This window comes from Cupriavidus sp. HMR-1 (genome assembly GCF_000319775.1).
Taxonomy (GTDB): Bacteria; Pseudomonadota; Gammaproteobacteria; order Burkholderiales; family Burkholderiaceae; genus Cupriavidus; species Cupriavidus metallidurans.
In genome coordinates, this window is sequence record NZ_ANKP01000033.1 from 1 (window position 1) to 12,451 (window position 12,451).

The 12,451-nt window shown below is 63.7% G+C and carries 10 protein-coding genes; 6 read left to right on the forward strand and 4 right to left on the reverse strand.

Annotation, left to right across the window (positions count from 1 at the left end; genetic code table 11):
• Window positions 1-477, forward strand: a 477-nt coding sequence (locus D769_RS04455; protein ID WP_008642486.1) for an ATP-binding protein, incomplete at its 5' end; no start/stop codon positions are given.
• Between the two features lie 222 nt (window positions 478-699).
• Entirely contained in the window at window positions 700-2,220 is a 1,521-nt protein-coding gene (locus D769_RS04460) for an aldehyde dehydrogenase family protein (protein ID WP_008642488.1), read from the forward strand.
• A 58-nt stretch (window positions 2,221-2,278) separates the two neighbouring features.
• Here D769_RS04460 and D769_RS04465 read toward each other — a convergent pair whose 3' ends face one another.
• Window positions 2,279-4,243, reverse strand: a complete 1,965-nt coding sequence (locus D769_RS04465; protein WP_008642489.1) for a sigma-54-dependent Fis family transcriptional regulator — start codon at window positions 4,241-4,243, stop codon at window positions 2,279-2,281.
• Window positions 4,244-4,482: 239 nt separating this feature from the next.
• On the opposite strand from D769_RS04465, the gene D769_RS04470 reads away from it, so the two are divergent.
• On the forward strand, window positions 4,483-5,406 hold the full coding sequence (locus D769_RS04470; RefSeq protein ID WP_008642491.1) for a lysozyme inhibitor LprI family protein: 924 nt from the start codon (window positions 4,483-4,485) through the stop codon (window positions 5,404-5,406).
• A 44-nt stretch (window positions 5,407-5,450) separates the two neighbouring features.
• On the opposite strand, the gene D769_RS04475 is transcribed toward D769_RS04470, so the two are convergent.
• Window positions 5,451-6,944, reverse strand: coding sequence for a bifunctional aminoglycoside phosphotransferase/ATP-binding protein (locus tag D769_RS04475; RefSeq protein ID WP_008642492.1), 1,494 nt, complete (start codon window positions 6,942-6,944; stop codon window positions 5,451-5,453).
• 457 nt (window positions 6,945-7,401) lie between these two features.
• Between D769_RS04475 and D769_RS04480 the strand changes: the two genes are divergently transcribed.
• From D769_RS04480 to D769_RS04490, 3 genes are read left to right on the forward strand one after another with little or no spacing between them, the layout of a single operon-like run.
• A complete protein-coding gene (locus D769_RS04480) occupies window positions 7,402-7,956 on the forward strand; it encodes a hypothetical protein (protein ID WP_008642494.1) in 555 nt (184 codons plus the stop codon).
• The gene (gene phbB / locus D769_RS04485) at window positions 7,953-8,699 is read left to right on the forward strand and encodes an acetoacetyl-CoA reductase (RefSeq protein WP_008642495.1); all 747 of its coding nucleotides are present in this window, start codon (window positions 7,953-7,955) and stop codon (window positions 8,697-8,699) included. Before D769_RS04480 ends, phbB begins: the two co-directional genes overlap by 4 nt.
• 3 nt (window positions 8,700-8,702) lie before the next feature.
• The gene (locus tag D769_RS04490) at window positions 8,703-10,613 is read left to right on the forward strand and encodes an alpha/beta fold hydrolase (RefSeq protein ID WP_008642497.1); all 1,911 of its coding nucleotides are present in this window, start codon (window positions 8,703-8,705) and stop codon (window positions 10,611-10,613) included.
• 121 nt (window positions 10,614-10,734) lie between these two features.
• On the opposite strand, the gene D769_RS04495 is transcribed toward D769_RS04490, so the two are convergent.
• Together D769_RS04495 and D769_RS04500 are read right to left on the reverse strand one after the other, a co-directional pair.
• A complete protein-coding gene (locus D769_RS04495; RefSeq protein WP_008642498.1) occupies window positions 10,735-11,163 on the reverse strand; it encodes a TOBE domain-containing protein in 429 nt (142 codons plus the stop codon).
• 212 nt (window positions 11,164-11,375) lie between these two features.
• Window positions 11,376-12,437 (reverse strand): 3-keto-5-aminohexanoate cleavage protein, encoded by a 1,062-nt coding sequence (locus D769_RS04500; RefSeq protein WP_008642499.1) that lies wholly within the window; start codon window positions 12,435-12,437, stop codon window positions 11,376-11,378.
• Window positions 12,438-12,451: the final 14 nt, after the last annotated feature.

Below are 12,451 nucleotides of genomic sequence, written 5' to 3' on the forward strand. Positions count from 1 at the left end.
GCAGTGGGTGCCGCCGGCGCGGGCGGGCGGAGCGTTGCGATCCGCCCGGCGGTCGAGGAACTGGCCCGCGCGCTTGTGCGGCTTCATGCGGGCAAGCCGATTGAAGTGAGTGTGGAAGGCAATGCCGACTTCTTCGGTGACAGGCAGGATCTTGTCGAGATGCTCGGCAACCTGCTGGACAACGCCTGGAAATGGGCGAACACGCATATCCGCGTGACGCTGGTATCGCAGGAATCGGGGATCGAGATTTGCGTCGACGACGATGGCCCGGGCATGCCCGCAAGCTCCATGCATCAGGCCATGCAGCCCTTCTCCCGGCTGGACGAATCCGTCGAGGGCAGTGGGCTGGGCCTGTCTATCGTGCGCGATATCTGCGCGATGTACGACGGGGCGTTCGAACTGAAGCGCTCCTCGCTGGGCGGTCTGGCCGCGCGGATGCGGTTCCCTGCCGCAGGTGCGACGCCGTCGCAGCGCTGAGCCGCTGAGCGGTGAGGGCGGCAGCCGCCGGCTGTTGATCCCTGGAACAGCCGGTGTTCCATTCTTGAACAGTTTTTCCGTTGCCACCGGGGCGTATCGACCGGATTCCGGCTTGAACGGGCCACGACGGAAGGTGGCCCGGGTTTTGCAGATAACGCATGGACGCCACGCAGAATCAGACCAGAACGCTGGCGTCGTCACTCATCCATCAGGAGACAGTCCATGCGTTACGCCCATCCCGGCACCCCCGGCGCCATCGTTTCGTTCAAGCCGCGCTACGGCAACTTCATCGGCGGCGAGTTCGTGCCGCCTGTCAAGGGCCAGTACTTCACCAACACCACGCCGGTGACCGGTGAGGCGATCGCCGAATTTCCGCGCTCGACCGCCGAGGACATCAACCTTGCGCTCGATGCCGCCCACGCCGCGGCGGGCGCCTGGGGCCGCACCGCGGTACAGGACCGCTCGCTGATCCTGCTGAAGATTGCCGACCGCATCGAACAAAACCTCGAACTGCTGGCCGTCACCGAGACGTGGGACAACGGCAAGCCAGTGCGCGAGACGCTCAATGCCGATATTCCGCTGGCCGTGGACCATTTCCGCTACTTCGCCGGCTGCATCCGCGCGCAGGAAGGCTCGGCGGCCGAGCTGAACGAGCACACCGTGGCGTACCACATCCACGAACCGCTGGGCGTGGTGGGCCAGATCATCCCGTGGAACTTTCCCTTGCTGATGGCGGCATGGAAGCTGGCGCCCGCGCTGGCTGCTGGCAACTGCATCGTGCTCAAGCCGGCCGAGCAGACCCCGCTGGGGATCAACGTACTGATGGAGCTGATTGGCGACCTGCTGCCGCCGGGCGTGCTGAACGTGGTGCACGGCTTTGGCAAGGAGGCCGGAGAGGCACTGGCAACCAGCAAGCGCATTGCCAAGATCGCTTTCACCGGGTCGACCCCCGTCGGTTCGCACATTCTCAAATGCGCGGCCGAGAACATCATCCCTTCGACCGTGGAGCTGGGAGGCAAATCACCCAACATCTACTTCGAGGACATCATGCAGGCGGAGCCGAGCTTCATCGAGAAGGCGGCCGAGGGGCTGGTGCTGGGGTTCTTCAACCAGGGCGAGGTGTGCACGTGCCCGTCGCGCGCGCTGGTGCAGGAATCCATCTACAACCGCTTCATGGATGCCGTGATGACCAAGGTGGCCGCCATCAAACGCGGCGATCCGCTCGACACCGAGACCATGGTCGGCGCGCAGGCGTCCGAGCAGCAGTACAACAAGATTCGCGGCTATCTGGACATCGCCCGGGAAGAGGGCGCCGAATGCCTGGTCGGTGGCGATGTGGAGGTCATGCCCGGCAGCCTTGCCAAGGGCTACTACATCAAGCCGACGCTGCTCAAGGGCCGCAACGACATGCGCGTGTTCCAGGAGGAAATCTTCGGGCCGGTCATCGCCGTGACCACATTCAAGGATGAGGCGGAGGCCGTTCGGATCGCTAACGACACCGAGTACGGATTGGGCGCGGGGCTGTGGACGCGCGACATCAACCGCGCCTACCGTGTGGGCCGCGCCATCCAGGCGGGGCGTGTGTGGACCAACTGCTACCACCTGTATCCCGCTCACGCTGCTTTCGGCGGGTACAAGAAGTCGGGCGTGGGCCGCGAGACCCACAAGATGATGCTCGACCACTACCAGCAGACCAAGAACCTGCTGGTCAGCTACGACACGCAGCCGCTGGGCTTCTTCTGATCTCCTTCCGATGGCTGACGGGGGCGGATGCTTCCGCTCCCGTCATCGGGAAGGGTGGTCAGTCGCTTTGCGGCGGCAGGCCGCCCGCTTCCTCGATTCTGCGGTAGACGGTATTGCGTGAAACGCCGAGCGCCTTGGCCGTCGCCGAGATATTGCCGTCGTGGGCCTTCAGCGCAGTCAGGATGGCCATGCTTTCGATGTCGGCGAGGCGACTGGGGCGGGTATCGTCTCCGTTCGGCTCCGCCGCGTGTCGCGCGCGCCAGTCTTCGAGGAAGTCGTCAGGCAGATGGTCTTCCGTGATTTCAGGCGATCCCTCGGCCATCAGTTGCGCGGTGCGCAGCAGGTTGGCGAGCTGGCGGATATTGCCGGGCCAGTGATAGCCGCGCAGCATCCGTGCCACTGGTTCGCTGAGCGGCAGCGCATTCGCATGGTCCTGTTGCAGCAGCCTCTGCGCCACGGCATCCAGGTCGTCACGCTCGCGCAACGCCGGCAGACGCACCACGAATCCATTCAGGCGGTAGTACAGGTCCTCGCGGAACTGGCCGCTGGCCATCATCTCGCGCATGTTACGGTGCGTGGCGCAAACCACGGCGACGTCGACCTGAACCAGCTTGTTGCTGCCCAGCGGCGACACCGTACGCTCCTGTAGCGCGCGCAGCAGCCGCGCTTGCAGATGCAGTGGCATATCGCCGATCTCGTCGAGGAACAGTGTGCCGCCATTGGCCAGCACCATCTTGCCGATGCCGCCCTTTTTTCTCGCGCCCGTGAATGCCCCCTCTTCGTAGCCAAACAGTTCGGACTCGATCAATGCCTCGGGAATCGACGCGCAGTTGACGGCGACGAATGGCCCGGCGCGGCGTGGGCTGTCGGCATGGATGGCACGGGCCAGCAACTCCTTGCCGGTGCCGGTCTCGCCCAGCACCATGATCGGAATGTCCTTGCCGATGACCTTGCGCAGCTTGCCGATGACGCTCTTGATCTGGGTGTCGCCAGTATCGAGGGCATCCAGACCGTCTGGCTGCGACGTCCCGTCGCCCGGTCGGCGGGCTGGCGTTGTATCGCGCTGGCGGGCCACATCGCGGTTTATGGTGACGCGTGCGATCTGGCTGGCGGGCCGCTTCCACTCCACGCGCGCGTACACCTTCACGCCACTCTGCAGCTGCAATTGGACGGTGCCGGCGGGCGCGCCGCGTTCCGAGTCGATCAGTTGGGGCATCGACATGCCGAACAGCGATGAGAAGGTATGCACCTGCAATGCGCCAATCGACAATTCCAGCTGGAAGACGCCGCTCCGGTTGGCGGAGAGAAAGCGCCCGGTGGGCGTGAAAGCGGCGATGCCTTCGACCAGTGTGCCGATGAACTCCGGCCGCGAGTGGAAGTGCACGCACACCACGTCCTGAAAGGCATTGGCGAACAACTGGTTCTCGATCATCTGCGCCGACATGCGCACCAGGGCCATGGTGTGCTTGTGAAAGCCGCGATGATCGCCGGTGACGTCGAGCGCGCCGACGGTCCTGCCGTACGGGTCGAGGATCGGCGCGCAGGAGCAGGTGAGGAACCGGTTGGCTTCCAGGTAGTGCTCGGCGGCGTGGACCAGCGTGGGCCGGCCCTCGGCCAGCGCCGTGCCGATGGCGTTGGTGCCCCGGCTCTCCTCGGACCATAGCGCGCCCGGCTGCAAGGCCACCTTGCTGGCCTTGGCCAGGAAGTCATCATCACCAAGCGAATGCAGGATCAATCCAGCCGAGTCGGTCAGGATCACCATGCTTTGCGTGTTGACGATCTGGTTGTGGAGCGTCTCCATGACAGGCAGCGCGTGGGTGAACAGCGACTGGCTGCGCTCGATCTGCGTCTTCAGCTCGCTTGGCCGCGCGGGGAAGAACTCGGGCGATTCATGGGGCCGCAGGCCATACGATTTCGAACGCTCGTGCGCTTGGGCGATCAGTCCGGGCTGATCGGTCTCCGGGGCCTCACTGGACGTGCCGCCTCGCGAAGCGCGCCCGGCGGCGGCCACGTGGGAAATCATGGATGTCTCCTTTAAGTCGCCCCGTGTCCGCGCGCGTCTGGCCGGGGGATCGCCCGCAACCGCGCAGGCGAAGTGACGCCGCAGGCTGTGGACACGCACACATTACCCTAACTCGGCGCCGAATGGCGTCCGGATAATCCATGGCGGACTGGCGGCAACCGCGGCGAGGCGCCGCGAAGCCGCATGCGCTCGGGAGACGGATTCGAGGCTATGCTGTCCGCTTTCCAGGGAGATGGCGAATGCGAGGCATCGTGGGCCAGGCAAGCAATAACAGTGCGGCGCGATCCGTGCTGCAGCGGCTGCTGCCGTGGCTTTGCTTGGTCGCGGTGCTGGCTGCTCCCGGCGTGGCTGCGGCAATGGGCTTCAGGATCTACTACCAGCCACAGCTCAACATGAAAATGGTGGTCGGGGAAGGACGGATCGACGACGGTGATGCAAAGCGGTTTCAGTCAGCAGTGAAACGGGCCGATCGCGACGACGAAGGGCTCGTCGTGTTCATCCTGGACAGTCCGGGTGGCAATGTCGAGGCCGCCTTCCGCATGGTCGACGTCATGGACAAGGCGCGCATCTATACCGTGGTCCCCAATGGCGCGAAATGCGCGTCCGCCTGTGCGTCGATCCTGTTCGCCTCGGGGGCACGTCGAAGCGTTGTCGGGAGCGGCATGCTGGGCTTCCATAGCTGCTACCGTCACGAGGGCAATACCTATGCAGAGGACTCGCTCTGCAATGAGATCATCGCGGCAAACGCAATGCTGAGAGGCGTCAGCCACGCGGCCATCAATCGCTTCGTTGACAAGTATGGCGCTACCGAAATGGCCTGGGTCGGCCCGAACATCGCTTGCAAGTCGCTGCAGGGGCTATGCAAGCCAGGGCGATTGGAAGGGCGGAGCGGCGCGAAGGATGCGCTTGCCCGGAGCTTTGGCTGCAGCAAGCTGACATCCGTCGCGGGGCAGCTCATATGCGGAGATGCGGAGTTGACCCGCGCCGACGACCAGCTGGCGCGGATCTACGATCAGAAGATGAAGACATCGAGCAACAAGGCGCGGCTGCGGGCAGACCAACGGACGTGGCTCCGCGATTCACGCAACGTGTGTGTGGACAAGGCCTGCCTGATGCGGAGCTATCAACGCCGCATTGACGAACTGCAGCGAGTGCGGTCGTAGGGACAGGCAGGGCGATGCCGATGCCGATGCCGATGCCGATGGCACTAGCCCGGGTGATCGGCGGGCACCACGTGGGTGCGTTCTTCCGTGGTCAGAGGGTCATGCGCGCGCAGTTGCAGGGCAAGCACGGCCAGATCCGCGTCCGACGGGTCTTGGCGTGCCTGTGCCCGGGCGACGATGCGCGCGCGCAAGGTTTCGACTGGCGCTTTGCAATCGACGATGAAGAACCGTACTCCCAATCGACGTGCCTGATTTGCGAAGCGGGCGCGCTGGTCATGCGAGAGGAATGTCGCATCGGCGATCATCGGAAAGCCTGCCGTGCAGCCCAGCCTGCAAATGGCCAGCACGCGATGATACGTGCGTGCCGTCACACTGTCCGAATACCTGGCTTCCTGCTGCGCATTTGCGTTGCGCAACCGCTTGCGTTCCACGTCGGAGCGGACGCGCACCATGGCGCGTGTTTCGCTCATGGTTGCCGCGACGGTCGATTTCCCGCTACCGGAGAGGCCGTGCATCACCCACAGGGGGGCGGCGGGCAACGTCAGAAACCGGAGCGCCAGATTCAGCAGGGCGCGGCATTCGACGTGTACGAGATCAAGCGCAGTGCTTTCGACATGGCGTTGCCGGGCACGCTCCAGTCGCACGCGCGCGCGTACGAGCGCCCGCATGGCGACGTAGAACGGCAGCACTGCCAGCCCGGCATAGTCGCCATGGCGCTCCAGATAGCCGTTGAGCAACCGATAGGCAAGGTCCGGCCGGCCGTGGTGCAGTAGATCCATGAACGGGAATGCGATATCGCTGGCCGTGTCGATCCAGCGCAGGCGCGGTTCGAACTCGAGGCAGTCAAAGGGCGTCGGATTGCCGTCGAGCAGGACGATGTTGCCCAGGTGCAGGTCGCCATGACACTCGCGAACATGGCCGTGGCGCAGTCTCGCCTGAAATGCGTCTTGCAGTGCCGCAACCCGTGCGCGCGCGGCGTTCGCGACGCGGTCTGTCATGTTTCGGTCGAAGGTCAGCCGCGCCAGGCCGTCCAGGCATTCTTCAAGCGTGGCGTCGATACTGGCCGGCGTGCCGAAGCCTTCGTGTGGGGCAGCGCGCGGTTGCGCACCATGAAAGATCGCGATGTCCCTGGCGAGCACGTCGATGTGATCCGGCCCCAGGCGGCCTGCGCCGATCATGTCGATGAGTAGATCGTGCTGTGCGAACCGTCGCATCCTGACCGCGTACTCCAGCGGTGTGCCCCTGCCACCGACGACGACGGCACCCGGGGTTTCGCCCGCGACGATTGGCAGAACATCAAGGTAAAGCGCCGGGGCGAAGCGGCGGTTCAGGCGCAGTTCTGCCTCGCAGTCAGCGTGCCGGGCTTGCGGGGTCGAGAAATCCACGAAATCGAATTTGACGGGCTTGCGGACCTTGTAGGCGAATGGCCCCGCCAGGAACACCCGCGAGATATGCGTTTCGATGACCTGAACGTCCTGAACCGGCGGGGGATATGCACTGGGTTGCAGTAAGGCGTAGGTCAATGCTGCGTCATCCATGCGCGCTTCCTTATTCAATGCCCTTGCGTTCTTGTATCTCAGCGTAGTGGGAAGAGGGTCAGCAAGATTGATTCGCATCAATTTAAGGGGGCGTAGGTGGATGCGGTTGGATCAGACGATCCCCAGACTTTCCGGTAGCACGGCAGGTTGCATGTGCATAGCGTCCCCACTTCCATACGAGGCCGGAATGGAGGCCTGCGCGCTCCACAAGCCGGAGATCGAATCGGCGGCGCGGGAGCTATTCGACTTGACCGGCGCGTTCAATACAGGAATCGGCCAAGTTTAGTGCATTCAAGTGCAACCCTTTGGGTAAAAGGGTGTCGGACTTTCTGCAATGTTCGATGGATTTCTACATTCCCATCAAACTTGACATACGTCAATTGGTGGCCTAGCCCTATGCCTAGACTCGATCGAATGACGGATCGTCACCCCATCACGTCAACTCAAGGAGATAGCAATGGCAATGCTCCGTTCTGCGACCACCGATCCGATGCTGGATGCGGCCCGTGCGTTTCTCGAGAACAGTTACAAGTTCGCGGCGCTTGCGGCTGAAACCCGCCGCAACCTGATCGAGACCCATCTGAAGAGCCTGGAGCATCGCCTGACCGCGATGCATAGTGCGCAAAGCCGTATGGCGGGGGTGGCCGATTGGGCCTCGTTGCAAGCCGCGCAGGCACAGACACTGACAGATCAGGCAGAGGCCCAGGCCGCGCTGGCACGGGCCTACGGCAAGGTCCTGGTCGAAGCGACGTCGGCGTGGCTTGAGCAGTGCCGGGAATGTGGCAGTGACTGGGTGAAGCGAGTCGAGACCACCAGCGAGACGGCAAGGGGCAACGGCAACGTCAATGGCGCTGCTGCTGCGGTGCTCGATCCGCTGTCAGCATCCCTGGCCGAGTTCTACGAGCGACTCGGAAAGATGACGCCGTTTGGGGTGGTACCGCCCAGCGAGTCCACCACGACTGCGACCAGCGCCGCCCGCTCGCGCTCCGCCAAGGGCGGTGCGGCATCATGAGCTCCGGACGCATTGCGGTAGTGACGGGCGGCATGGGCGGTCTGGGCGAGGCCATCGCTGAAAGGCTGCTGAGCGACGGTTTCCGCGTGGTCGTCACGCATTCGCTTGGCAACGATCATGTCGCGACCTGGCTGCGCGAACACAGTACGCAGCAACGCGAGTTCGTGGCCTACCCGGTGGATGTGGCCGACTTCGAATCCTGCCAGCAATGCGCGGCCAGGATTCTGGCCGAGGTGGGCCCGGTGGACGTCCTGATCAACAATGCCGGCATCACGCGCGATTCCACCTTGCGCAAGATGACGCACGAAGCCTGGCGCGCCGTGATGTCCACGGACCTCGATTCGGTGTTCAACATGAGCAAGCCTTTCTGTGAAGGCATGGTGGAGCGTCGCTGGGGCCGGATCGTGAATATCTCGTCGATCAACGGCTCGAAGGGCGCGTTTGGCCAGACTAACTATGCCGCGGCCAAGGCAGGCATCCACGGATTCAGCAAATCGCTGGCGCTGGAGCTGGCCAGCAAGGGCGTGACGGTCAACACCGTTTCTCCCGGCTATCTCGATACGAAGATGGTGAGGGCAGTGCCGCAGGACGTGCTCGATCAGCACGTGATTCCTCAGATTCCGGTCGGCCGCCTGGGCCAGCCGAAAGAAGTGGCCGCGCTGATCAGCTACCTCTGCTCGGACGATGGCGCGTACGTGACCGGCGCCAACCTTGCCATCAATGGTGGCCAACATATGGATTGAACCATGCGCCCCAAGAAGCCAGTCGCCCTCGAACACGCCACGGATACGCTGATCGAACAGGCCCCGCCCGCCAAACGGGCGAAGGCCACCTCACCCAAGCCATCGACATCAACCCCTTCGGTTCCGGCTGCACGGAAGGCTGCCGTATCGGCACCGGCAAAATTGGCGCCGGCGGCTTCCCCTGCTCCGGCGGCTGCTACCTGCCCGGAACCCCAGCCGCTGCGGCCCGACGTCGCCTATGACGAACAGGTCAGGGCATTGCTCGCCTCGATGACCGGTGGTGTTTCCTTCGGGTCGCTGGCGCTAGCCTGGACCGACTGGGCCATGCATCTGGCAGCTTCGCCAGGCAAGCGCTGGCGGGCCGCGCTGCAATGGCAGGCCACGGCCGCCGCCGAGTATTCGCTGGCGCCGCCGTTCATGCCGCGTCCGCCGGTCGTCACCGATCAGCGCTTTTCCGCGCCGGGCTGGGAAAACTGGCCGTACTGCGTCTTGCGCGATGGCTTCCTGCGGCTTGAGTCCTTGTGGATGGCGCTGACCAGCGACATCGACGGGCTCTCTCCGCATCATCAGCGGATCGCGGCGTTCTGCGCGCGCCAATGGCTCGACATGATGTCTCCCAGCAATGTCTGGTGGATGAACCCGACGGTTCTGGATGCCACGATGCAGACGCGGGGCGCCAACTTCGTTCGCGGCGCCGGGAACTTCGTCGAGGATCTCTATGACGCGGTCGGCGAGCGGCTGCATCTGCCGATCGGGCGGCTGCCGCACGCGTATGTGGTGGGTCGCGATGTGGGGCTCACGCCGGGGAAGGTCGTCTACTGCAATGATCTGTTCGAGCTGATCCAGTACAGTCCGACTACCGATTCCGTGTATCGCGAGCCGGTCATGATCGTGCCGTCGTGGATCATGAAGTACTACATCCTCGATCTTCAGCCTCAGAACTCGATGGTGAAGTACCTCGTGGACCAGGGTCACACGGTGTTCATGCTGTCATGGCGCAACCCGGGCGCCGAGGCACGTGATACCAGCCTCGATGACTACCTCAAGCAGGGCCTGCTCACCGCGCTGACCACCGTGCGCGAGCGCTGCGGCCAGGAACAGGTACACGCCGTGGGGTATTGCCTGGGCGGCACGCTGCTGGCGATTGCCGCCGCGAAGCTGGCGCGCGACAAGGACGACAGCCTGCGCAGCGTGACGCTATTTGCAACGGAAACCGACTTCGACGAACCCGGCGAGCTTGGCCTGTTCATCGATGACAGCGCGTTGTCGACGCTCGATGCGCTGATGCGCAAGCAGGGGTACCTCGATGGCTTCCAGATGGCGCAGGCCTTCTCGATGCTGCGTGCCAGGGATCTGGTCTGGTCTCGGGTGCTGCGGGAGTACCTGCTGGGCGAGCGCGATCGCCCCAATGACCTGATGTCCTGGAACCGCGATACGACACGCCTGCCGTATCGCATGCATAGCGAAGTGCTGTCACGGCTCTTCCTCCGCAATGAACTGGCCGAAGGCCGGTTCTGCGTGGATGGTTACCCCGTGGCCATGGCCGATGTCGAGGCGCCGATGTTCGTGGTTGGCACCGAGCACGATCACGTGGCGCCGTGGAAATCCGCCTACAAGCTGCATCTGCTGACGCACAACGCGCTGACCTTCGTGCTGACGTCTGGCGGTCACAACGCGGGTGTTGTTTCGGAGCCGGGCCACAAGGGTCGCCGCTACCGTGTGGCCACCCGGGCGCCGAACGGTGAATACAAGGATCCAGATCGTTATGCCGAAGAGGCCACCAGATATGACGGTTCATGGTGGCCGTGCTGGCACGAGTGGCTGGCCGAGCAGTCCTCGGGCCGCTGCGCGCTACGCGACTCCGCGCCGGGTTCGCTCCGGGATGCGCCCGGCGAGTACGTCATGCAGGGCTGATTGCCGATTGCCGATTGCCGATTGCTGATCGCTATGGCAAGGCCCATGCTCCGGTGGACGGCATCGTCACCGGAGCTTTTTTCATGTTTCCGCTGACCGTTCTGGTCGCGCGGAAGTCGGCTCAGTTGTCCACGCCAACGATCACGCTCGATGCCTTGAACATGGCTGCTGCCGGCTTGCCGACAGCCAGGCCCAGCCGGTCGACGCTTGCGTTAGTAATGATTGCGGCGACGGCCATGCCGTTGTCACCTGTGATTGTCACGTCGGCATTGACGGCGCCCTTGGTCAGATTCGTGACCTTGCCTTGCACGAAGTTGCGGGCCGAAACCTTGGTGGCATCCGCATCGACCATCACGATGACGGACGTTGCCTTGACCAGCGCGACGACCTTGGCACCGGTCTTCAGGCCCAGGCGGGCGGCGCTGTCGTGTGTGACGGTGGCGACGATCTGCTGGCCACCGTTGATGGCAATGATGATCTCGTCGTTGACGGCGCCAGCCGTGGCTTGTGCAACGACACCGGAAAACTGATTGCGCGCGCTGGTCTGCATACCCGTTACCCCAGGAAGGAAAGCTGTCGATCTGGGGAAGTTTGCGCGGATCGGTAGGTCGTGACAAGGTGCCGGTGCGTATGACACCTATCACCCAGTGGGAATTACCGCGTTGCCGGAGTCACTTGCAATCCGTGGGACGACCAATGCCCCGACTGCCAGGTCGGCTGTCGGGGCATTGGCGAGCAGGATGGCCCTAGGGTCTTAGGGCCTTAGCGGCGTGCGTGCTGTGTAAAGCCTACCTGGCCGGGTTTGCGGTTCGGCGCGAAGCCGTTCTCCGCCAACGTCTCGTTGGCACTGTCGTAGAACGTCCCGATCTTGTAGATCTCGCGCGCTTCCTTCGCGTTGGCGACATCCCGGCCGAACTCGCGCGAGATGCGCACGAGCTGCTCGATCTGCTCGACTGTGCCGATCTTGCGGTCGCGTCGCTGCGCCCAGAGGTTGTCCTCGATGCCGCAGCGCACATGCAGTCCCATGGCAATCGCCATCATGTTCAGCGGCAGCACGTTCAGCATCGACGTTTCCAGCGTCAGCACCGAGCCGTTCGGGCAAGCGCGCACGAAGTTGGCGAGGTTGTAGAGGTTAGGCGCCTCGAAGCCGCCGCCAATCGCCACCCAGGTCAGGATCAGGGGCACATTGCAGCTGCCCCGGCGCATCATCCGTTCCACCGTTTCCAGTTGCGCGATGTTGGCAAGCTGGAAGTGGGTCTGGATGCCGTTGATGCTGAGCCGGCGGATATGCTCCTCCACCCACTCCGGGCCGGCCGGAATCGTCATTTCGCGATAGGCGCGGTAGTTGGCCGGTTCGGCCAGCGACGTGCCCGCCACGTCGGCCGCGCACATCTGTTCCACCACGTTCATCTGGTTGGTGTTGATCGCGATGGTCACCTGGTCCGGCGTCGGCTTCAGCTCGGCCAGCATGTGGCGCGTATCGTCCGACAGCCACTTGGCCACGTCGCCCTCGGTCTCCGGCGCGAACGAGATCGATCCGCCCACCTGCAGGATCATGTCCGGCACGCGGGCACGGATGCCGGCCAGCAGTTCGTTGAACTTGGACAGCCGCTTGGAACCTTTGCCGTCCACTTCACGCACGTGAACGTGCAGCACGGTGGCACCGGCGTTATAGCAGTCCACCGCCTTCTGGATCTGCTGCTCCATCGTCACCGGGATGTCTTCCGGAAAATCGGAAGGTATCCACTCGGGCCCATACGGCGCGGCGGTAATGACGAGCTTCTGCTGGTTTTCCGGGAACATCGAACCGTCGATGAAATCCATGTCTCTCTCCGTGG